Origin of the sequence: Streptococcus sp. k-163 (assembly GCF_013277555.1) — a bacterium.
Taxonomy (GTDB): Bacteria; Bacillota; Bacilli; order Lactobacillales; family Streptococcaceae; genus Streptococcus.
The window spans coordinates 64,721-86,747 of sequence record NZ_VMND01000005.1 but is presented as its reverse complement, the minus strand read 5'-3'; the positions used below and the strand labels follow the sequence as shown (position 1 = coordinate 86,747).

At 41.1% G+C, this 22,027-nt stretch carries 19 protein-coding genes; 1 reads left to right on the top strand and 18 read right to left on the bottom strand.

Annotated elements, in window-relative coordinates; all coding sequences use genetic code 11:
* The first annotated feature begins 244 nt into the window (after positions 1 to 244).
* Positions 245 to 1,486 carry a Fic family protein gene (locus HT731_RS01745; protein WP_061087486.1) on the top strand — a complete coding sequence of 414 codons (1,242 nt, stop codon included), beginning with the start codon at positions 245 to 247 and terminating at the stop codon, positions 1,484 to 1,486.
* A 153-nt stretch (positions 1,487 to 1,639) separates the two neighbouring features.
* Here HT731_RS01745 and HT731_RS01740 read toward each other — a convergent pair whose 3' ends face one another.
* The 18 genes from HT731_RS01740 to HT731_RS01650 form a co-directional block, all read right to left on the bottom strand.
* On the bottom strand, positions 1,640 to 5,005 hold the full coding sequence (locus HT731_RS01740) for a type I restriction endonuclease subunit R (RefSeq protein ID WP_079114909.1): 3,366 nt from the start codon (positions 5,003 to 5,005) through the stop codon (positions 1,640 to 1,642).
* A gap of 313 nt (positions 5,006 to 5,318) precedes the next feature.
* Positions 5,319 to 6,566 carry a toxic anion resistance protein gene (locus HT731_RS01735; RefSeq protein WP_061087485.1) on the bottom strand — a complete coding sequence of 416 codons (1,248 nt, stop codon included), beginning with the start codon at positions 6,564 to 6,566 and terminating at the stop codon, positions 5,319 to 5,321.
* Between the two features lie 21 nt (positions 6,567 to 6,587).
* Entirely contained in the window at positions 6,588 to 7,394 is an 807-nt protein-coding gene (locus tag HT731_RS01730; protein ID WP_061759692.1) for a hypothetical protein, read from the bottom strand.
* A gap of 776 nt (positions 7,395 to 8,170) precedes the next feature.
* Positions 8,171 to 8,398 carry a hypothetical protein gene (locus tag HT731_RS01725; protein ID WP_061759693.1) on the bottom strand — a complete coding sequence of 76 codons (228 nt, stop codon included), beginning with the start codon at positions 8,396 to 8,398 and terminating at the stop codon, positions 8,171 to 8,173.
* 38 nt (positions 8,399 to 8,436) lie between these two features.
* On the bottom strand, positions 8,437 to 8,679 hold the full coding sequence (locus HT731_RS01720) for a hypothetical protein (protein WP_061759694.1): 243 nt from the start codon (positions 8,677 to 8,679) through the stop codon (positions 8,437 to 8,439).
* Between the two features lie 44 nt (positions 8,680 to 8,723).
* A complete protein-coding gene (locus HT731_RS01715) occupies positions 8,724 to 8,993 on the bottom strand; it encodes a hypothetical protein (RefSeq protein WP_061759695.1) in 270 nt (89 codons plus the stop codon).
* Between the two features lie 61 nt (positions 8,994 to 9,054).
* The gene (locus HT731_RS01710; protein ID WP_061759696.1) at positions 9,055 to 9,354 is read right to left on the bottom strand and encodes a hypothetical protein; all 300 of its coding nucleotides are present in this window, start codon (positions 9,352 to 9,354) and stop codon (positions 9,055 to 9,057) included.
* 79 nt (positions 9,355 to 9,433) lie between these two features.
* Positions 9,434 to 9,709, bottom strand: coding sequence for a hypothetical protein (locus HT731_RS01705; protein ID WP_079114910.1), 276 nt, complete (start codon positions 9,707 to 9,709; stop codon positions 9,434 to 9,436).
* A 549-nt stretch (positions 9,710 to 10,258) separates the two neighbouring features.
* Positions 10,259 to 10,870 carry a 30S ribosomal protein S4 gene (rpsD, locus tag HT731_RS01695; protein WP_000092756.1) on the bottom strand — a complete coding sequence of 204 codons (612 nt, stop codon included), beginning with the start codon at positions 10,868 to 10,870 and terminating at the stop codon, positions 10,259 to 10,261.
* A 194-nt stretch (positions 10,871 to 11,064) separates the two neighbouring features.
* Positions 11,065 to 12,117, bottom strand: coding sequence for a HAMP domain-containing sensor histidine kinase (locus HT731_RS01690; RefSeq protein WP_173277419.1), 1,053 nt, complete (start codon positions 12,115 to 12,117; stop codon positions 11,065 to 11,067).
* On the bottom strand, positions 12,117 to 12,812 hold the full coding sequence (locus HT731_RS01685) for a response regulator transcription factor (protein WP_173277417.1): 696 nt from the start codon (positions 12,810 to 12,812) through the stop codon (positions 12,117 to 12,119). Before HT731_RS01685 ends, HT731_RS01690 begins: the two co-directional genes overlap by 1 nt.
* 123 nt (positions 12,813 to 12,935) lie before the next feature.
* The gene (locus HT731_RS01680) at positions 12,936 to 15,200 is read right to left on the bottom strand and encodes a fibronectin-binding SSURE repeat-containing protein (protein ID WP_173277416.1); all 2,265 of its coding nucleotides are present in this window, start codon (positions 15,198 to 15,200) and stop codon (positions 12,936 to 12,938) included.
* Between the two features lie 124 nt (positions 15,201 to 15,324).
* Positions 15,325 to 15,990, bottom strand: a complete 666-nt coding sequence (locus HT731_RS01675) for a TrkA family potassium uptake protein (protein ID WP_001283908.1) — start codon at positions 15,988 to 15,990, stop codon at positions 15,325 to 15,327.
* A gap of 13 nt (positions 15,991 to 16,003) precedes the next feature.
* Positions 16,004 to 17,383 (bottom strand): potassium transporter TrkG, encoded by a 1,380-nt coding sequence (locus tag HT731_RS01670; protein WP_173277414.1) that lies wholly within the window; start codon positions 17,381 to 17,383, stop codon positions 16,004 to 16,006.
* Between the two features lie 33 nt (positions 17,384 to 17,416).
* Complete coding sequence (locus tag HT731_RS01665) at positions 17,417 to 18,181, bottom strand: nucleoside phosphorylase (RefSeq protein ID WP_173277412.1); 765 nt, start codon at positions 18,179 to 18,181, stop codon at positions 17,417 to 17,419.
* A gap of 306 nt (positions 18,182 to 18,487) precedes the next feature.
* A complete protein-coding gene (locus tag HT731_RS01660) occupies positions 18,488 to 19,426 on the bottom strand; it encodes an alpha-L-glutamate ligase (RefSeq protein ID WP_173277411.1) in 939 nt (312 codons plus the stop codon).
* 14 nt (positions 19,427 to 19,440) lie between these two features.
* Entirely contained in the window at positions 19,441 to 20,691 is a 1,251-nt protein-coding gene (locus HT731_RS01655; protein WP_173277409.1) for a dicarboxylate/amino acid:cation symporter, read from the bottom strand.
* A gap of 476 nt (positions 20,692 to 21,167) precedes the next feature.
* Positions 21,168 to 22,022, bottom strand: a complete 855-nt coding sequence (locus tag HT731_RS01650) for a VOC family protein (RefSeq protein WP_173277407.1) — start codon at positions 22,020 to 22,022, stop codon at positions 21,168 to 21,170.
* Between the last annotated feature and the right edge of the window lie 5 nt (positions 22,023 to 22,027).

Here is a 22,027-nt window from a genome sequence, read left to right as displayed (position 1 = left end):
ATTACTCAATTTTCTTATTTCTACACTTTAGGTTTTCTCTTTTTGATTTCTATTCTTCAATTTTACCTATTTTTACACTTTAGGATTGCCATCTATCATTTCTATTGTTCAATTTTGGCCATTTTTGCACTTTAGATAGGAAACTATGCTATTCTATTCTTCAATTTTGCCTATTTTGAAACAATAGATAGGCTTATTTTGTGATATAATGTTAAAAAACGTTGAAATGCGAGGATGACTACATATGAACTATAGAGAACTTAGAAAAATCTACTACAGTCATCGTGACCAGTATGAGGAAGAGTATCAACTACGCTTACAAGGATACAGTTCCATTAGAACATCTCTTTATCCTCATTTAATGCAACGCGATACTGTCAAAACAAGTCAATACCCTTTATTTGTAACCCTACATCTAGGGATTTCCCAACTGATGGAAACTATCTCACAGCAGTCTCAACGAATTAGTGAAATAGCTGATACCCTCCCTAAGATTGCCCACGATCAGTTTTATAAAGAACAGCTCTACCAATCGATTATTTCCACAAATGAAATCGAAGGTATCCATACAACTCGTAAAGAGTTGGTCGATGTGGAGAAACTCCTAGAGGAAGACCCCTATAAGACCGAACAAATCAAACATCTTTCCACCTTGCGAATGTACCAACAAATCCTTAAGGATGAATTTCTCCAAATCCAATCTCTTGAAGATATCAGAGGGATTTATGACCAATTAACACAAGGAGAAATCTCGCCAGAGGATGAACTCGATGGAGAGTTTTTTAGACAGAAATCGGTCTTTATCCAAGACGACAAGACTGGCAAAGTCATCTATATCCCACCTCAAAAGGAGGAACAGATTCAGGTCATGCTGACAGAGTGGATTCGTTTTATCAACGACCATTCTATCCCAAACCTTGTCAAGGCTTGTGCTGGACACTATTTTTTTGAAAATATACATCCCTTCTATGACGGTAACGGTCGGACAGGACGCTATATCCTTGCCAAGTACTTGTCTAGAAAACTCGATAAATTTTCAGGGTTAGTTTTGTCCCAACAAATCAATCACCATAAACAAGACTATTATAAGGCTTTTAGGAATACTGGCGATCATCTCAACCGTGCCGATGCTACCTTCTTCGTTGAAACCTTGTTGACTTTTATCAAGGAAGGACAGGAAAATATTATCCAAACCCTCCTTGAAAAACAAGAGCAACTGCATCGCTATAAAGTTAAGATAGAGCAAACAGAAGGGCTGGAGGAAGTCGAGAAATACATCTTGTTTCTCCTCGCTCAGTCCAAGCTCTTTGTCGATGATAAGAGAGATGGCATAGAAGATAGAAGCATCATCCAACTGGCCAATCAGTCCAACCATCATTACTCTAAGAAAAAGATCAAGGATGCTTTCTTGCATCTTGAAGAGAGGGGAATTTTGACCCTAATTGGTCGAAAACCTTCCCAACATTATCTTTCTGACTATTTTTAATACTCAATGAAAATCAAAGAGCAAACTAGGAAACTAGCTGCAGGCTGCTCAAAACACTGTTTTGAGGTTGCAGATAAGACTGACGAAGTCAGTCACATATATACGGCAAGGCGACGTTGACGTGGTTTGAAGAGATTTTCGAAGAGTATAAACCTATCTCCCCCTTAGCGGTAGGATATCCTCTGAGATCATGCGCATATAGTCCTCTTTGAGGGCTTTTTTGTATTTGAGTTTTGGCAGTGCCTTGTCTCCATGGGCTTCCTTATAGGCCAGATAGTCCTGAGACTCGGTGATGGCTTTTTCGCCATTTTGCTTGTCGCGTCCGATGCGGTAGTTGTCCACTACGAACTGGAGTTCATCCTCTCCTATCTGCCAATAATCTGCCGTTTCACGAATCTTTTTCTGGGTTGTTAACTCAATCATCTCATCCAACTTATGGATGATAGACTGATCCTGATAGCTCTTGGCATCTGCTTGGACATTCTGCCAGAGTTTGGAGATGAGGCTGGATAACTTGGGATTGGATTTGTTCAAATCTTCTATATAGTTATCTACCAGGCTCTTTTCCTTTTTACCAATGAGGTTTTCCCGATTTTCAATCAGGGCTTGGATGAGAGAGAGGATATAGTGATAGTTTATCTCGTCGGTGCGGATGGATTCGAGCTCATACTCGATATCTAGGAGAACCCCTTCCTCTTCTTGGTCTTCTTTTCTGCGTCTGCGGAGTTCTTCGATGACATTTTGATATTGGCCGGCAAAGTTCTCAATGTCTTCTAGGCTAAGGCAAATCTCTCTGAGGATGACTTTCTCATCATAGTCCGAATAGACCTGTATAGAAGATAGGAGCTTGTCAAATTCTTGGAAAGCCTTGGCAAAGCGTTTTAATTCTGCATCTGTCGCTGTATCCAAATCTGGCACCTGCTCTGGACTTGGAGCGATGGCTAATAGTTGATGAACCTTCTCAAGAAACTTGGCCTTCTCCTCCTGCCATTCTGGGGCTAAGACACTGGTTTCACCACCATTTGAGTAGAGACTCAGAGCTTCATCCACTTTTTCTTTAAAGTGGTCGGGCGTTTGGAAGGTGACGATTTGGCCGAATTTCTTGCCTTCATCAAAGAGGCGATTGGTTCGTGAAAAGGCCTGAATGATATGCTGGGGCTTCATGGGCTGACGGTCCATGAATAGGGTCGATAGGCAAGGGGCATCAAAGCCTGTCAACAAGCGGTCCACAACGATAACCAGGTCCAACTGTTCCTCACGGAAGGCAAAGCGTTCTTTCTTACGGGCCAGACGGTCATTGAGGTCACTATTGTAGGAAGCAATGGTTGCTAGGCTAAAGTGGGTGCCAAACATGGCATTGTAGTCTTTTAAACTCTCCTCCATATAGGCTTGGTTGACATAGGAGTCTGCTTCATTTTCTGTCACAGAGTAGGTAATGGCAACCTTAGGAAAGTCTGGTAAAACCTTTTTAACATTTTCCGAGATGCTTAGAGACTTCTCTCCATTTTTGACTTGCTTAATCAGGTTATAATAGGCCTGCGCACGGGCAATGCTTTTGACGGTCAAAATGGCTTCATAGGTTTTTCCTACTCCATTTTGGAAACCGAGTTTGCGTCTTGAGCGATTGAGAATGGCATCTAAAACAGCAAGCATATGGCCTTCGTCATCATAACGCTCCTCATCAATCTCATCTTCTGCCCAACCAGGCATGGTCGTCTGATACTCCACATTAAAGCCAAGAACTGCCTTGTCATGGATGGCTTCTTTGACGGTATATTGGTGGAGGCAGTCACCGTACTGCTCTTCGGTCGTCTGAGCAAGGTCTCCTTTTTGTTCACGTTTATTTTCTGTAAAGATAGGAGTTCCTGTAAACCCATACCAGAGAGAATTTGTAAAGAAGTGCTCTAGGTGGCGTTGGCGTTCAGGAGTCACTGCACGATGGCATTCATCAACGACAAAGGCTAGTTTGAGTTGCTTGATACGATTGTAGACCTTTTGGTGACGACCTTCATCAAACTGACGAATCATGGCATTGATTTTCTGGATGGTCGTCACAACGACACGGCGGTCATCAGAAGCTAGATTTTTAACCAATTCCTGTGTATCATCGGTCTCGTCGATATCGATCATGTCGTTCTCTGCGTAAGATTGAAAAGAACTGGTCGTCTGCTGGTCAAGGTCTGTCCTATCAATCACAAAGATTGTCTTTTCGATAGATGGAATCTGGAGCAGATTGCGCGAAACCTTATAAGAGGTCAGGGTTTTTCCTGAACCAGTCGTATGCCAAATATAGCCTGACTGGCGCTTGCGACTGGCTTCACGGATAGCCTCAATAGCATGAACCTGATAGGGGCGCAATAAAATCAAGGCCTTCTTGTCATCATCGATGACAGAATACTGCATGACCATCTCGTGGGCTCTCGGTATGGACAAGACAGACTCTGCAAAGTCAAATAGTTGAGGTTGAGGTCTATTTTCACTATCCACCCACTTGGTCAAGAAGCGTTCATTTAGCTTATTGGCTTTGGCAGCTGCGATGTAGCGGGTGTCTGTGACATTAGAGACGACAAACATCTGAAGACTTGAAAAAATGCCTCTGAACTGTCCTTCTTGGTCGTATTTCTTAATCTGACGGAAGGCATCCATGTAAGGATGAGAACGGCTTTTTAGTTCGATTTGAATCATGGGCAGACCATTGATTAACAAAGTCACATCCCCACGGCGCTGGCGAATCCCTTCTCCGCCTGTGATGACTTGGTTGACAACCTCATAGCTAGATTTGCCACCAGCGACATTGTTTCTCCACAAGACTTCCAAGCGAATAGTGCCTAGACTGGCATCTTCACGTTGAACCTGCACCTTGGCAATGCCATTTTCTCCTGCTATCCACTTGGCTGCTTCATAGAAGTTAACGAAATTGAGCTGGTTTTTGATTTGATTTTTCTCTGAATTTGTAAGGGGATGGTCTTGCAAAATGCGGACATTATTAGCTTCCAGCTTGGCAAAAAAGTTTCCCCATAGGAGGTCTTCTGTATTTAACTCAGGTCGATACACCCATTGACTTTCTCCCTTTGTCAGCTGGTTGATTAAATCCCGCTCGATAGCCAATTCCTGTTTGGTTTTGGCTTTACCTGCTACAGGGATAGCAGTCTCGTCTTTAGGAGAGAGTCTCTGGCTGATATGGAAATCCTGCAAGGCTGCTTGATTGAGATGTTGCAATTTTTTGAGAAGATCTTGCTCCGTCCCTTTAATGGCTTGATAGGCTGCCGTCAGATCTTTATCTGCATCTAGGTAGTGATGCGGGTTCTTCTTTATTTGGATATAACCTTGCACCAAATCTTCTAAACGTCTCAGCTGAATAGCAAGCTGGTTCTGAAGTTCCTGAGAATTTCCAGATGCTTCTTTCTGGCTGATAGCTTCTAGGTATTCTACGATGGCAGTATAACTAGCCTGCAACTCAGGTGCTGAAACGATGAGCTCTTGTTCTAATTCTTTTGATAAAGTATACATCATGTTCATACCCCATTTCTACAACGCAAAAAGCCCACCAAAGAAATTGGCAGGTTTTAAAAATGGGTACGAAGACTCGAATGCAACTCTCTGCATGGGACTTGTTTGCTTAACCATAGGGACTCTTCCTTTTCATTCATCCAAGGCGTTGCGACATCGAAAAAACAGCGCCTTTACTTCCTTCCATTGTATCATAAAAGCCTAATAGTGAAAAGGTTTTCTAGGGTATTCTCTCTAAATCTAGCAATAATTCCCTGACCTTCAAACTTCTACTAAAACAAGCAAAATCCCCTGCAAATCTACATTACAGGGGACTTATGTGTTATTCTTGTACTTCTTTCTGAGCGGCCTTTCCTTGATCTAGAAGAGCTTGGACGATTTTCTCATCGCGTAGCTTGACAGAATCGTTGATCATTTCTGCGGACTTGACGATGGTTGTTTCTAGTTGGGCACGTTTCTGGCGTCCCAATTCAATAGCTGCGACGATACCTTGGTTTTGAGCGACCAGACTTTCAGCCAGTTTTGTAACCGATTCGACAGCGACTGTCGGGCTTTGGGCAATTCGTTCCATCTGCGGAATCACTTCTTTGCTGGTTTCAGCTAGCATCTGAAGGGCAGCATTATTGGCATTGACAATGGCATCCGCCACGACACCTGATTTCATTGATTGTTGCAAAATACCCAATTGGGCAATAGAAAGCTTCATTGTCGGAATCGTATTGCGACGAAGCATGCCCAATTTTTGACGCATATCAGATGACACCTTCACAAGATTGCGCATCTGAGGTGTTGTTGCCCAAGCAACATAGAGACGGCTGACATACTCAGTGTGCTGTTGTTCGAGGGTATTGACCACTTCTGCCATACGAGCCAATTCTTGTGATTTGGTTTGGTATTCTACCGTACTGGTATCGAGTTGGTCAGCTTGAGCTTTCAGTTCGGCAGCGCGCTTGCCAGCTTCTGTCTGGCTAGCTTCGATAAAGGAAATCACTCCCACTAGATTTTCAATGGATTTAGTATTGTCCTCAATCAACATCTCAGCTGAAACGATATTTCGAGCTAGCACATCTTCTTGCTTGACCACTGCGGCAGCCATGCTATCGAGCTTTTGCTCCACTGTTTTTGAGTCAAAGTAAAATTCTTGTAGGGTATTCTTGCTCTTGTTAAACAAGCGTTGCAAAAAGTTTGGCTTTTCTTCTAACTCAGCAATTTCAGCGTTCTTGTATTTGACGACAAAGCCTTGCAACTCACGGTTTGTATTCTTGAGAAGATCATCCACTTGGGGAATTTGTAGTTTCTTTTGTTCTGACAAGATACGATTGACCGTATTGTTCACACCTTCGACAGCAGATTGTCCAAAATCTAAGAGAGCATTTTGATTGGTAACAAACTGGTCTACCAACTGAGGCACGTGCGCCTTGATTCCTTCTTGCTGCTCAGGGCTCAGCTTCTCAAGGAAGGTCAAGGTTTTGTCTGAGCCAGTATTGGTCTCGATGATTTGGGTTGTTTTATCCACCTTAGCTACCGTATTATTGGCAATCTGGTCAATATCGAAATTAAATTCTGTCATGGTTACTCCTTTATTTCTAACCTATTCTTTACGATCTTTTTCTAGGATACGCAGACTGATATCAAAATCACGCATATCTGTTTCATTGAATTCTCTCAAGACTTGGTCCAGCTCAAGGTCAAATTGTTCGATAGCTGCTTTAGCTTGTTGCAAACGTTCTTCTGCTCGATTATAGTTTTTAGGATTGGCCTTAATCTTTAAATAGCCTTCTAAAATCGTTTGAAATTTCTCCATCTTCAAACTATGAATGGCCGTCAATTCTTCCTTATCCCCCTCGGCAGAGGTAGCAATCTTGTCTAAAATAGCCTGATGATCAACGGCAATATTGGCCAAGGTCTGAGACAGTTCTGGAGCTAATTCCTCTGGCTCCGCATTTTCAAGATCTACCTGACTTTCTCTATCCAAACGTTCTAGCTGAACATCGATAGTTGCCCGCACTGTACGAACCTTTTTGTCAATACGGTTGTAGACATCATCGTCGATATAGGACTTGAGACGATCCGCCTCCTGATGGATTTCCCGCAGTTCGATCAATACTTGATTGGCCAGACTCTTATAGGAATCTGAGCCTTTCTCTACCAAGACTCCCTCTAACTGCTGAATATCTTTGTCCGCCTGACGAATTCGAGCTTTTAAAAGCTCAATCCGATCGTCGAGCGAACGATCCTGCAAAAGAGGATAGCGCCAACGTTTATAGAGACGATAACCACCATAGCCTAGCAGGACACAAGCCGCAAGCGGAAGAGCATATTGAACCAAAAGGCCCAGTAAGAACAAGAAGCCCCAAAAATAGAGACAGCCTTTCCAAAAACCATTACCCGATTTCATAAGTATTCCTTACTTTCAATTTATAAGTCTATTTTAGCACAAAAGACAAAAATGAGGGCGGAAATTCCCTAGAAAAGAGTTGATTTCTTTGCTGTAGAATGGAGGCTGGTAGCGCGTGGGCTAATTTCAGTGAAGCGGCCTCAAACCACAAACACACTCTGATGAATATCAAAACAAAAGCTTGAAAAATCAGAGGGGGTGTGTTAGAATGAAAGCATAAAGGGAAAATAATGCTTCTAGCATATGTAACTAAAAAAGCCCCACCGTGCCACCGATGGGCTTTTTTGCTACCCTCTAAAAGGGTTAAATGCTACTTGCTACGTCTCTTTATCCATAGCTTGAAAAGCTCAGATAGTAAGTTAACAAGTAACGGAGCTAGAAAAAGGGAAAATAACTCTAGCATATATAACATCTCCCTTCATTAAAGTGAGGGGGCCAAAATATTATATCATACCAGATTTATATCATCAACATCGCGTCATTATTGGCATAGATAGACTCAGATACACCAATAACCTTACTAGCAAATCTCTAAACAAACCCAGAAATCAACATTTTAAGACAAAGCAAAAAGCCCCTAGATTCATAGCTAAGGGCTGATTGACTTGCAAGGATAGGCAGGACTGTCGGGGCTCCTGCATTTCTCGACCCATTATAAGTGGCGCGTTGGTGACAGATTCTCAACCTCTATCCTTCATATCTTCATTATAGCACTTTTTTCTCAACTTTCAATCTGTGCATCTGAATTTATTGTCTATCTTTTTCTCTAGTGTCCTTCAAGCATATTGCACTTCCACCTCACTTATGATTTCCAGCAAAGTTTTCCCGTTAATCTGTAAAGAAATTAACTCATCAAAAGATGACACTTTAAATTCATTATCTCCAAGCACGACTACAATGTCATAAACAGAATTAGGAAAAATACCACATACTTGACCCTTATAATCAAAAGAAGCGTCCCAACCATTGTCATACAATGCTCGTAAATCATCTAATATCGCCATAATATATCTTGATTCTCCTATATAAGATATTCCACAACTTATCCAAAACCGTATGAAAATTTATCTGGCAACTCTTTTCCTAACTTAATACTTTTAATCAAAGTATCTTTGACAAACGAAGTAAATTGTCCTAAATCATCTCCAACATAGCTATATTCCAAAGTAGTTTTATCGATAGTTGCAATACCTTTACAACCTCCACTCACAATAGAATACTGCCTCTTAGAGGCTCCATCTTCTATTTTGTACATCGTAATAATTTGTTTATCAATCTTTATCATTTTCTATTTATTGTAAAATAGGGCACTGGAATTATTCTTGACTCTCAAAAATATAATTGCAACAAGGTATCAAAATCGTCTTCGAAAACATTTTGACTATTTTGCTTTATTTGCTCAATGATTTTATCCTTTGTATCTCTGTCCAAAGGTAGCGTTTCAAACGCTTCTTCTTTTACTAAGAATTCACCATTTTCTCCCTGGAATTCTTTTGTAATTTTTCTAATATGACTCTCGAAATCGATAGATTGAAGTTCTTCGTCGTTGATGTTATCTTCAATCGCATCTAGTAACAAACTAATTGAAATTTTAATCATCTTTAAATACCCTTATTTTCTATTAGCCTTATTTCCAAAAAGCCAAATATAAATAGATTGCTTATAATTTCCTGTCTGAGAAAAAATCTCTCCAAAAAGGATTTTCACTATCAAAAATTTCAACCTCTTCTTCCGTCATATTATAAGGATAGTCCTCAAATAAGTTGTAAATTTTTTTCCGATCAAAGCTTAATAGATGTTCTCCTATAGAATCTATTTTATCAATCCACCATATTTTTGACTCTTCAGTCTCTCTGTAAAAATCACTGTATCCTTCAAGAAAAGATTCTGCTGTAACGGAGTCACACATCCCATCTAGCAACTCTAAATCATCGCATCCATTCTCATTAAAATCTGTCATTATTCTGATTTTTCCTATCATTTCTTATATGTCTTTTATTAAAAAGACCAGATCCTTACTACAATTTCTAATTGATCCGTTAAGCTTCGCTATCCGATCTACTAAATACCGCCACTTTATTCATCAAATCATCCTCAGTGTAGTCAATCGCAAATGTATCTATTTCTAAGATCGATTTAGGTGGAGTTGAATGAATCATAGGGACACTACGTACCCTATACTCGTTTTCTCCAATTCTAACAAACTGATTGATTTTCAAATCTGAAAAATCAGGATTCTCAACAGTAATAGAAACAAGACGATGCGCTATTTTATAAACATCAATTATCTTATTTTTCGTGTTTAACTTATCCATAATTACTATTTTAATACTTATGTTCTTGGTAATCAAAACCAATTTTAGATTTAATACTATCAAATAAATCTAAAATAGATTGTGGAGTATCCTTCTTAAACGATAAAGAAGGTTTATCTTGGTCTGGATAAACTTGGTCAACCCACTCATGAATTTAATTATAAAAAATCAACAGCTCTTTGCTTGGTGGTATCATCATATCTAAAACGAAACCTCCTTTACTTTAACTTCATTATAAACTTTCCTATCCTAATATTCAATCAGCAAGACACTATTCCGATAGCTTTTAGTAAAATCTAACAATATACTACCTTAAGGCACTCTTATTCAGCCCTATCAATACCGTCTAGGTCATTCTACACTAGCTATGACAATGGACACTTACAGTCATCTCTCCAAAGAAAAAGCAAAAACAGCCGTCTCATTTTATGAGAAAGCTGTAAGTTCTTTATGAAGGGGGACAAAAAGGGGGACAAACCCAGAAATCAACATTTTAAGACAAAGCAAAAAGCCCACTGTTGTAGGCTTTCTGTAAGATATATCTTAAAATTAAAGCATCTTGTTGTAGAATTCAACGACAAGTGCTTCGTTGATTTCTGGGTTGATTTCATCGCGTTCTGGTAAACGAGTCAATGAACCTTCCAATTTTTCAGCGTCGAATGATACGAATGCTGGACGTCCAAGAGTAGCTTCTACTGCTTCAAGGATAGCTGGAACTTTCAATGATTTTTCACGAACTGAGATCACTTGACCTGGAGTTACGCGGTATGATGGGATATCAACACGTTTTCCGTCAACAAGGATGTGACCGTGGTTTACGAATTGACGAGCTTGACGACGAGTAGTCGCAAGACCAAGACGGTAAACAACGTTATCCAAACGACGTTCCAAAAGAAGCATGAAGTTGAAACCTAGGATTCCGCCTTTGATTTTTGTAGCTTGTACGAACAAGTTACGGAATTGTTTTTCACCTACACCGTAAGTGAAACGAAGTTTTTGTTTTTCAGCCAATTGCAAACCGTATTCTGACAATTTAGAACGGTTGTTTGGTCCGTGTTGTCCTGGTACGTAGTTACGACGTGCCAATTCTTTACCTGTACCTGTAAGTGAAAGGCCAAGGCGACGAGCTTGTTTCCAAGATGGTCCTGTATAACGTGACATGTGAATGTCCTCCTGATATAAATAATATTTCGGTGGAAATAGTCACTTAGAAAGCCCTGATTCGTGCAGATGCCCTTCGCCTAAACAGCCAAGGTTACTTATCATAAGACACCTGTTGACGAGCTTCATGCTTTCCTGCTGATATTTCACACAAAATCCATTTTACCATGAATAGCTAGATTTGTAAAGGGGGTTTAAGCTTTATTTTCACTGCCAGAAAGCTTTAGAACGAGGGTAAAGGTGCTTCCTAGGCCGTACTGGCTGCTGACTGTGATTTCCCCACCCAATTGATGGGCCAATTCACGCGCAATCGCAAGTCCTAAGCCATGACCACCTGTTTTCATGTTACGCGAAGTTTCTACACGATAAAGGCGTTTGAAAATATTCTCCAAGTCCTCTGGAGCAATGCCCTGCCCCTCATCCGTTACACTGATTGAAAGCTGGTTATTTTCCAGCTTAGCCACCACTTCCAGCTTGGTTCCTGGAGCAGAGTATTTAAAAGCGTTATTGACCAGATTCACCAATATACGAGAAAGTTTGGCATAATCTCCCTCAATCCGGGCAGACTCTGGGATTACCTGCAAATGGACATCTCGCTCTTCCTGCTCAATCAAGAACTGAAATTCGCTCATGCACTCAATCAAGAGCTGATCCAGAAAAATGCTGTCTTTGCTGGTCGTTTCGACCTGATTTCTAACTGTGTTTAGAGTCAAAAAATTCAACTCCTCAACCAGTTTATTGAGCCTTTCAGTCTGGCGTCCAATGGTTGCTAGATAATGGTCCTGTTCTCCTTCCTTGATAACCCCATCCAAAATCCCTTCTACCGTCGCTTGGATTGAAGTGATGGGGGTCTTGATATCATGCGATAGCTGGGCAATCATCAAGCCCTTTTCTCGTTCGCTTTCTTCCAAGGAATCAAAGGTCGCCTGCAAATCATGGGACATCTCATTGAAGGCTTGCCCTAACTGCTGAAATTCTACAGGTCCTTGAACCTCCAGATTTGATGAAAAGTCCTTGTCCGCTACCCGCTTTGCATGTTCCTTGAGTTTGCCCAACGACGTAAAGACCGGAGATAGGAGAAAGAGACTAATCCCAGCACCGATAAAACTAGCCACGAGAGTCATCCCCACTAGGAAATAAATTTCTCTTTCTTCAATTAACATTCGCTGGATAGCCCAAAAAACCACGATAATCGTTAGGAGTGTTGAAATGATATACCCCACTAAAATATAACTTTTTAATTTCATTAACTACCTCGTGCTTTCTCAATTTTGTAGCCCAAGCCCCAGACGGTTTTGATGGTAGGTGTTTCTGAACTAGCATGTTTAGCCAACTCCTGTCGAAGAGCATGAATATGAACATTCAAGGTATTGGTATCATCTACATAGTCTTCCTGCCAGACCTTTTCATAGAGGTCTGTCTTAGAAAAAACGCGCTCTGGATTGCTGGCTAAAAGCCATAGAAGTTCGAAGGATTTGACGGTCAAATCAAGCCCCACATCTCCGACTTGGACCTCATGACTACTGTGATTCATCCGTAAATCCCCGAGACTGACAACTTCTGACTCACCTCCACGATGAAGGCGACGCAAGATATTGTGGACACGCAAAACCAGTTCACGAGGGCTAAAGGGCTTGGCAATAAAGTCATCTGCCCCTAAGCTCAGGCCATAAATCTTGTCCTGCTCGCTAGTCTTAGCCGTGATAAAGAGAAAAGGCTGATCCGGAGATTGATACTGGACCTCGCTAATCAAGTCATAACCATCCATCCGAGGCATCATGATATCTGTAATAATCAAATCAATCGGTTTTCGCTTGAATATTTCTAGGGCCTCTACCCCATCATGGGCCACCAAAACCTGATATCCTGCCTGAACCAAATAACGTTGATGAATATCTGTGATTTCTACCTCGTCGTCAACGAGTAAAATTGTCTTTCCCATCTGTCTCTCCTTTGAAAAAAACAGTGCTATACCACAATAGTATAACACTATTTTAATCTCTTTACGAACATTCTAATCGATATCTGGATTTTTCAAATCCTAGATGGAAAGTCTGTAGCTAGACTAGTCATTTTCCTCTTTTTTAGCTTTCAAACCGAGACCACCTAACAGTCCTGCTAAGGCGAGTCCAAAGAATCCAAGAGTAGCCATTGATGTTTGGGCTTCACCAGTATATGGAAGCATGTCTTTTTTGTCTTTCATTTGATCAGCCATCATTGGACTTGATACCTTGTTATTAGATGCCATCTTGCCTTCATCAGACATTTTGCTTGAGGCTGCTGGAGCTTGATCTTGTTTCATGCTTGGTGTTGCCATAGGCTGGCTAGCATTCATGGTTTTGTCCTGCTCTTTGTTAGTCATCATCTTATCCTGGCTAGCAGCTGGCGTTTTAGATTTCATCTCATCTTGATTGGCACTTGGCATTTGAGCGTTCATCTTAGACGTATCTTGATGACTATTCATCATTGGAGCCGGCATAGCTACACCATTAGAAGATGGGACGAAGCCTGATTGCATCTGAGTAAGAGACTGATGTCCATTCAAGTTTACTGTCAAATCCTTAGTCGCTACAAGATTGCTCAAGTCTGCCTTGCCATCTTTGGCACCGTACACTTTGATAGTTGCCTTGTAGCTGTGAGTTCCATTTTGTTTCAAGAGGTCAAGCAATTCTTTATCAGATTTACCTTGAGTACCTGCCAAGTCTACTTCATAGAAGTAGAGGCCTTTGCCCAATTTCTCTACTGGTGGAAGAGCGGGGTTTTTAGCTGAACCGTTATCTGACCATGGAGCCTTGTCAGAAGCTTTCAAAATCAGACGAGTCAACATACCGTCACCTGCGAAGAATTCATATGGGATGACTTGGTTGACACCAGCTGTGAATGGGCCAGGGAAGTTGGCTTTATCTAGGTAAGTGGCTGGAACATCTACTGTGTCTTTAGTATTGTCAGCCACACCTTTTTGCACTTCAGCTGGGGTGGTCAAACCATTCAAGTTAACATCCAAATCTTTAGTCGCTACAAGGTTAGTCAAATCAGCCTTGCCATCTTTAGCACCGTACACTTTGATGGTAGCTTTATAGCTTTGAGTACCATTTTGTTTTAACAAATCAAGAAGCTCTTTATCTGATTTACCTTGAGTTCCTGCCAAATCTACTTCGTAGAAGTAAAGACCTTTGCCTAATTTTTCTACTGGTGGAAGAGCGGGGTTTTTAGCTGAGCCATTGTCTGACCATGGAGCCTTATCTGAGGCTTTCAAAATCAGACGAGTTAACATACCATCACCAGCGAAGAGTTCGTATGGAATAACTTGGTTAACACCGGCTGTGAATGGGCCTGGGAAGTTAGCCTTGTCCAAGTAAGTGGCTGGGACGTCTACTGTGTCTTTAGTATTGTCGGCCACACCTTTTTGCACTTCAGCTGGAGTGGTCAAGCCATTCAAGTTTACTGTCAAATCTTTTGTCGCTACGAGATTGCTCAAATCGGCCTTGCCATCTTTTGCGCCGTACACTTTGATAGTTGCTTTATAGCTTTGTGTGCCGTTTTGTTTCAAGAGGTCAAGCAACTCTTTATCTGATTTACCTTGGGTACCTGCCAAGTCCACTTCGTAGAAGTAGAGACCTTTGCCCAATTTTTCTACTGGTGGAAGAGCAGGATTTTTTGCTGAGCCATTGTCTGACCATGGGGCCTTGTCTGAGGCTTTCAAGATAAGGCGTGTTAACATACCGTCACCAGCGAAGAATTCATATGGAATGACTTGGTTAACACCGGCTGTGAATGGGCCTGGGAAGTTAGCTTTATCTAGGTAAGTGGCTGGAACGTCTACTGTGTCTTTAGTATTGTCAGCTACACCTTTTTGTACTTCAGCTGGAGTGGTTACTGGTTGAGCTTCACTTGCTTCACGGTCTTGTCCAGCAACTGTAGCCGCAGGACTTTCCACAGGTTTAACCGCATCTTCTGTTTGTTTCTTAGATTCTGGTTTTGCTTGCACTTCTTTTTTTGGAGCTACTGCTTGGTCTTTATCAGATACATCCGCTTTTTCTGGAGAGCTTGCAGTATCCAAGCTGGCTTTAGATGTTGATTCTGCCTGCTCTGAAGGAAGAGCTGTATCAACTGCTTCTTTGAGAACTTCTACTGGTAAGTCGCCCTTTTCACTCACCGAATCTGCGTCTGGCACTACTTGAGCAGGGGTTGGATTGGCCACATCGGCACGTGCAGAACTTGGTTGACCAACTAGGACAAAAAAGCCACTGGCCACAACAACTGAGGCAACACCGACACTGAGACGGCGAATAGACCAACGAGTATATCTTTGATTTGGATTGAATTTCATAGGATTCTCCTTAGAGTTTTTCTTTATTTGATGACTCTAGTATAATCTCCTAAAATTAAAAAGGATTAAGAAAAAGTTAAAATTTTTCTTAAATCCCTCTTATAAAATACTTATATTAATTTTTTTACGAATTTAATTCTGCTAAGTCATCTAGATACTGGTTGTTAATGACCGCCAAGATATAGGCATCTGCCTTCAAGAGGTCATTAGGCCCAAACTGGACATCCAGCGGTGAATTTTCTTGTTCACGAAATCCTAGGACATTGAGATTGTATTTACCACGTAGATCTAGCTGGCTCAAACTTTGACCTGCCCAAACACTCGGAATTTTCATCTCCACGATAGACACATTTTTATCCAGCTGGAAGACATCAACATTGTTATGAAAGAGAATGGTCTGTGCTAGGGACTGCCCCATTTCATACTCAGGCGAGATCACCGAGTCGGCACCGATTTTTTCCAGCACTTTCTTAGCTGTCTGGCTTTTGACCTTGACAATAACCCTTGGTACCCCCAAACTCTTACAGTGCATGACTGCAAGCACACTCGACTCTAGATTTTCCCCCGTTGCCACTACAACCGTATCACAGGTATCAATTCCTGCAGTTCTGAGGAGTTCCTCGTCTGTAATATCGCCAACTACTCCACGCGCCAAAACTGGCTCAAATTGATTGATGTGCTCTGCGTGGTCGTCAATAGCAATAATATTCATATCTTGCTTGGCGAGGGCCGTCAGGACACTACTCCCGAAAATCCCCAAGCCTAAAATTCCAATCGTACGATCTGACATCGTTCTTCCTTTCTTATCCAATACTAATATCTGCTTTCATATACTGAATCAAATCTTTCTTATCAGGCTGGTAGTCAGCTAGACTAACCAGCAAGGTCAAGGGACCGATACGGCCGATAAACATGAGCACCATAACAATGCTGAGAGCTAGCTTGCCCAATTCTGGTGTCAGATTTGCCGTTACCCCAACTGTCGCAAGGGCTGAAATGGTCTCAAACATGAGGTAGATAAATCGCGGTGTTCCTTCTGCTGTAATTCCCAACAACATCAAGCCCAACAAGAAGGTCATCAAAAAAATAATAAAGACACTAAAGGATTTTTGGACTGTTCGAGCCTCAATGGTTCTCTGCGCAACATTGGCATGAGGCAAGCCCAGCAATTCACTACGCGCAAAGACCAATAAGACAAAGAAAGTCGTAATCTTGAGCCCACCAGCCGTCCCGCCAGGCGCCCCACCCAGAAACATCTGTAGGATATAGATAAACAAGGTCACAGGCCGAGCTTGGGTGTAGTCAATAGAGGCAAAGCCAGCCGTTCTCATGCTGACGGTTTGGAAAAAGCTAACCAAAACTTTCTCTGGGACACTGAGATTGCCAATAGTGCCCGGATTTTGCCACTCCGTAAAGAGTGTAGATACTGTCCCAAACAGCAAAATCCCTGCAGTCAAGAAGAGGACTAGTTTGGTGTGGAAACGCAGACGGCGTTTTTTCTTCTTGTCAAACTGGGTTGCCAAGTCAAACCAAACCATAAAGCCAAGACCACCTGTGATAATCAAGCCAGCAATGACCAGATTGATCAAGGGATCTGTCTGAAAAGCCACTAAACTGCTACTGCCGAAATTATCAAAACCAGCATTACAAAAGGCTGAAATGGCTAAAAAGATAGAAGTAAAAATGCCTCGTCCCCAGCCGAACTCAGGAATAAAACGGAAACTTAACAGAAAGGCACCCAAGCCCTCCACCAGAAAAGTCGTCAAAAAGATGGATCGTATAAAAGCCCTCAACGACCGAGTCTCCCCGTAACTGAAGCTCTCCTGAATGGTTTCACGACTGCGAAGACTGAGCTTTTGCTTCCCCTGAATATAAAAGACCCCGATAAAGGTCATAAGCCCCAGACCACCAATCTGTATCAAGAACATACAAATCAACTGCCCCCAGACATTATAGGTAGTAGCCACTGGTTGCGTAAAAAGGCCAGTCACACAGACCATGGACACCGTCGTAAAGAGATGGTCAAAATAAGTGGCTTGAGAACCACTTACCTGAACAAAAGGCAAACTCAAAAGGAGAGAGCCTATAAAAATAACTCCAGCGAAACTTAAAAAAATCCGACGTGCTGGCGAAAGTCCACCAAAGACTCTTTCAAGTTTTTTCACAAATAATTTGAATAACATATATCCATTGTACCATAAAAAGAAGAAGAGTAGCTAGAACTTAGAGGCTATCTCAAGGCAGAGTTCCAAGGCCTTCTCGAAAGCTTCTGAACCCCAGTCACGACTATCGTACTGGTCCAAGTCTGCTAAGGAATCAGCTGTGAACAACAATTCTCCCCAGAGAACCCCACGCAGTTGGGCTACTGCCGCGAGCGCAGAACACTCCATCTCCACAACAGCACAGCCTTCTTCCTTGCGATAAGCCACCTTTTCAGCCGTTTCTCGGTAAAAACCATCTGTCGTCCAGGTCATGACTTCTTCATAAGGAATCCCTCTATCAACCAAAACTCGCTCAATGGCAGCAATAGCCTCTGGCTGCATTTCCATATAACGAGAAGGTGCCACATAGTGGTAACTGGCTCCTTCATCTCGCAGAGCGCGAACAGGGACTAGAAAGGCATTTTCTTCTATATCAGCCAGCACACCACAGGTTCCAGTGGAAATAATCTGCTCCACACCATAGCCAATCAACCAATCCATAAACTGGGCTGCTGGAGCTGAACCAACAGGAGCCTGAGCCAAACAAAGTTCCTCGTCCTTGTAGTTAACGACATAGACTGGATAGGTCTTGGTGGCTGAAACGAATTCGCCGACACAATCCGCCCCTACTTCCCTCGCATAGCGGTCAATCTCCTCACCTAAAAAAGCATAGACACACTTCTTGGGCAAATGCAAATCCAGCCCCTCGTGATCAGGCATGATAACCGCCTGAGGATTGTCATCAAACTCTAAAATAGGAATCGCATGTTTCTGAATCATAACCCACCTCCTCTAATTTTGTACTATTGTATCAAAAGCTGACGGAGTGTCAAGGAGGAAGCTGAGGAACTGAGGAGAAAAAATATCAGTATTCTTGGAATTCTCAACACTAAGTGATTTCATAAATCATAAGGAATTAGAGTAAACATCACAAACGTAGCCCCTCTGTAATTAAAATCTGCAGAGGGGGCGTTATATATTAGTAGTAGTTGTTGCTGATAACTGTCACCTTGAAAGAAAAGTATTTATGTCTTACTCTATCTAGAAGTTATTATCAAATTTTTAAAAGATCAACTTCCAAGATGATCATTCACTATAAAGACCTTCTAACTCCCTCTTTAAATATTCAGCCAGATGTTGATGAGCAAAGATGTCAGCATTCTGTTCCGCTGTAGGATTATAGTTTGTATTGGTATTTACATCATACACATAAATATCTCCGCTTTCTGATTGAACCCATTCTATAGCTGCCACATCAATATGAGCATTTTTAAGGAAGGCTTCATAAGCTTCTTTTTGAGATTCTGGTAGAGGTTCTGTAATTTGGAATTTTTCAGAAGTTTCCAGTTGTTCTGGCCTCTTACCGATTTGACAACCATCTGCTGGACAAAGTTGGAAACCATCTGAAGAATCAATTGAAACAGTATAAAGAAATTTCTGATTGATAAACTCTGAACGACGAATACGACCATCACTTGGTTTGATGTAGGCTTGTAACAAGGTAATCCCGTCTACTGAAGGTTCAAAAGTAGAACTATTAACATAATATTCAAGTTCCTCTTCATTTTGGAAAAGTTGAACTCCTAATCCTTTTCCTGCTCTATTATGCTTGGTAATCAAAGGATAGATATTCAATTTTCTTGCTGCTTCAATAATATTTTCCGGTCCCAAAACAGCAACTGTTGCTGGAGTCTCAATACCAGATTCATTTAATTTCAAATATTGTTTCACCTTACTGATTTCTAGGTTAACGGCTCCAGTTCCATTAACTACTTTACGTCCATGAGCCTCTAGCCAAGTAAGCACCTGCTCCGTAAACTCTGGTGCATAGCGATGTCCTCTCGTATGAGAAGATGCGGACATCCTATTATAGAAAATCCCTTGTGGAGGCGGACTTTGAAGATCTAATATCCCACTCGATAAATCCCATAGTTCATAAGGTACTTGTATTTTTTCTAACCATTTTACTAAATGCTGTGTCCATTCAATATTTTCATGAATCACATAAACTTTTGCGTTACTCATAACTCATATCTCCTTTAAGAAAAATTAACTGACAATTGATGTTGCTTGTCTTCTTCTAAACTATAACCTTCTGTTTTTTCAATGACACTGACTGTTAAGATTTGACCCAAAACATTAATCATTGTACGGCCAGCATTTACAAAGAAATCAACTGCAAAAATCAAGGCCACTCCTTCTGCTGGCAATCCAAGCTGGGGTGCTGCTGCCAACAAAACTACGATAGCTCCTGATGGAACAGTAGCTGCAGTTTTCCCAATCAAGGTCAAAAGTAAAACTGTAAATAAGAGGCTTGATAATGAAAATTGGATACCGTAGGCATGTGCGATAAAAATAGTAGCTACTGAAAAATAGACAGCTGCTCCTTCTAGATTAAAGGTATATCCTAAAGGGATAACCAAATCAATCGTATTCTCATCATGTCCCTGTTTCTTTAAATCCTTCAATAAGGACGGCAACACAACACTCGAACTACCTGAAATAAATGCTAGAGTCAAGAGGCTCCAATTTTCACGAAAAGCAGTCAAATATGGAACTTTAAAGATAGAGGCAATCAGAGGGAAAATAACTAAAATGAGAACTCCATAAGCCAAATAAGTTCCGATAACAAATTGACCAAGTCCAACTAACTTATCAATTCCTGTACTAGCGACATCTTTTGCAATAAAGCCAAAGATTCCGATAGGAGATAATTTTACAATAACAGTTACAATTTTATAAATAGCTTCAATCCAGATCTGGAAACCTTCAAGAATTTTTTTGGTTTTATCACTCTTCAAACTACCAATTCCATAACCAAGAAAAATAGCAAAAACAATAATTGGAAGAAGAGATCCTTCTGAAATTGACTTCACAATATTTGAAGGAATAAAACCAAGTAAAAACTCACTCAATTGGACATTATTAGCCATCCCATCAATATTACCACCAGTTTGGCCAATATTCACACCTTGTCCAAATCCCAAATAATAACTAGAAAATACAAATAATAAAGTAATCACAGTTGTAACAGCAAAAAAGTAGAGTAAGGTCTTCGTTAAAATTTTACCAAACGATTTTTTTCCAATAACACTAGCCACTGCAACTACTATAATTGGAAATATCAGTGGAATAATGACCATGTTCACCAATTTAATAAACGCTTGTCCTAGAAATTGATAAAAATCTGCAAATTGTGGCCAGATTACTGCAAAAATAACACCTAAAATCAAAGCTAGCAATAATTGCAAACCGAGTGAAAGTTTTGACCATAAATTAACTAATTTCATAAAATAACCCCTTTGCTTTTATTTGCTAATTATTCTACTACGAATCTTCTAGCTTGACTAATATATATTTTCTATTGTGACCATAAAAAAGATTTATGATAATATATCAAAGTGTCGTCATATCTATTTTGCTATCGATTATGAATTTTTTATGTTAGACAAACACCACCATCTAAACTACTCAACTGTATGGAGCAATTCCATAATGATAAAGAAGAGTGACTTCAAGTATCAAACCTACAAAAAGAGGCTGAGTAAAACGTCTTTGAAATCAGAAAAACGCATAATATCAGGTAATGAATGAACAGCCTTGATATTATGCGTTTTATTGTTGAAAGATTTACTTCATTTTTCCTGAAATTGAGTTTTTCCCAACCTCTCCTACTTCTATTTTAACAGGTATCTCCTTAATCACGCGCGCGGGATTACCCGCTAGGACAACATTGCCGCCGAAGGACTTGGTGATTACAGCCTGTCTATCTTGCTAAGCGAATACGAGTCACAATTCCATCTGGGTCTGTGATTTCCAGCTGGCTAGATGTCAGCCACTTGATTGGGGTAGCAACTGCTTGTGCTCGCTGCACAATCGTTAACAATTCTTCTTTACGAGCGACCTCAATGACATAGTAGGATAAACCTGGCAAGCCTTGCTTACGCGGAGCTAGGCCTTTTCCTCCCCATTCGTTGACTGCTAAATGATGATGGTAGTTCCCAGCTGCAATCCAACTAGCGCTAGGCACACTGAATTTATCCTCTAACCCTAACACCTTTTGATAAAACTGGCTGGACTTTCGACTATCCTTGACGGAAAGATGAATATGCCCCATTCTCGTGCCTTCTGCTAGGATAAAGGGCTCTACTCTTTCCCCCAACTCATAAACGTCCTGCGCTGCAAGAGCCTCCGTCACTCCGATAATGCGTCCATCTTCTCGAATATCCCATGTGGAAACCGGCTTATCTCGATAGAGTTCAATGCCATTTCCCTCCAAATCCTCCAAGTAAAGAGCCTCACTGTAACCGTGGTCTGCACCGCCGACAAGAGGAATCTGTAAATCTGTCAGGTGTTTCAAGACATCAGCCAAAGCCTTTCGTGTCGGCAAGAGAATAGCCAGATGGTAAAGACCATAATGTTCTCTTACTTCTCCACTCTCTTGTGCTTGAATCAGCTGTACCAAGGCTTTTCCACCAAGTCCCAGAATGACCTCTGTCTCAGTTTGAGATAAGATTTCTAAACCAATAATTTGCTGATAAAAGGCTGTTTGACTTGCCAAGTCCTTTACATTTAAAACTGCCTCTGCTAAATAAATGTGGCTCTTGTATTCATAGGTCATAAATG

Bases quoted from the DNA above. Each gene is read 5' to 3' on its own strand.
- HT731_RS01690 (WP_173277419.1), bottom strand. From the start codon at position 12,117: ATGAAATTAAAAAGTTATATTTTAGTGGGGTATATCATTTCAACACTC.
- HT731_RS01675 (WP_001283908.1), bottom strand. From the start codon at position 15,990: ATGTCAGATCGTACGATTGGAATTTTAGGCTTGGGGATTTTCGGGAGT.
- HT731_RS01705 (WP_079114910.1), bottom strand. From the start codon at position 9,709: ATGGATAAGTTAAACACGAAAAATAAGATAATTGATGTTTATAAAATA.
- HT731_RS01730 (WP_061759692.1), bottom strand. From the start codon at position 7,394: ATGAAATCGGGTAATGGTTTTTGGAAAGGCTGTCTCTATTTTTGGGGC.
- HT731_RS01650 (WP_173277407.1), bottom strand. From the start codon at position 22,022: ATGACCTATGAATACAAGAGCCACATTTATTTAGCAGAGGCAGTTTTA.
- rpsD (WP_000092756.1), bottom strand. From the start codon at position 10,870: ATGTCACGTTATACAGGACCATCTTGGAAACAAGCTCGTCGCCTTGGC.
- HT731_RS01735 (WP_061087485.1), bottom strand. From the start codon at position 6,566: ATGACAGAATTTAATTTCGATATTGACCAGATTGCCAATAATACGGTA.
- HT731_RS01665 (WP_173277412.1), bottom strand. From the start codon at position 18,181: ATGATTCAGAAACATGCGATTCCTATTTTAGAGTTTGATGACAATCCT.
- HT731_RS01710 (WP_061759696.1), bottom strand. From the start codon at position 9,354: ATGACAGATTTTAATGAGAATGGATGCGATGATTTAGAGTTGCTAGAT.
- HT731_RS01725 (WP_061759693.1), bottom strand. From the start codon at position 8,398: ATGGCGATATTAGATGATTTACGAGCATTGTATGACAATGGTTGGGAC.
- HT731_RS01670 (WP_173277414.1), bottom strand. From the start codon at position 17,383: ATGTTATTCAAATTATTTGTGAAAAAACTTGAAAGAGTCTTTGGTGGA.
- HT731_RS01740 (WP_079114909.1), bottom strand. From the start codon at position 5,005: ATGAACATGATGTATACTTTATCAAAAGAATTAGAACAAGAGCTCATC.
- HT731_RS01715 (WP_061759695.1), bottom strand. From the start codon at position 8,993: ATGATTAAAATTTCAATTAGTTTGTTACTAGATGCGATTGAAGATAAC.
- HT731_RS01680 (WP_173277416.1), bottom strand. From the start codon at position 15,200: ATGAAATTCAATCCAAATCAAAGATATACTCGTTGGTCTATTCGCCGT.
- HT731_RS01745 (WP_061087486.1), top strand. From the start codon at position 245: ATGAACTATAGAGAACTTAGAAAAATCTACTACAGTCATCGTGACCAG.
- HT731_RS01655 (WP_173277409.1), bottom strand. From the start codon at position 20,691: ATGAAATTAGTTAATTTATGGTCAAAACTTTCACTCGGTTTGCAATTA.
- HT731_RS01720 (WP_061759694.1), bottom strand. From the start codon at position 8,679: ATGATAAAGATTGATAAACAAATTATTACGATGTACAAAATAGAAGAT.
- HT731_RS01685 (WP_173277417.1), bottom strand. From the start codon at position 12,812: ATGGGAAAGACAATTTTACTCGTTGACGACGAGGTAGAAATCACAGAT.
- HT731_RS01660 (WP_173277411.1), bottom strand. From the start codon at position 19,426: ATGAGTAACGCAAAAGTTTATGTGATTCATGAAAATATTGAATGGACA.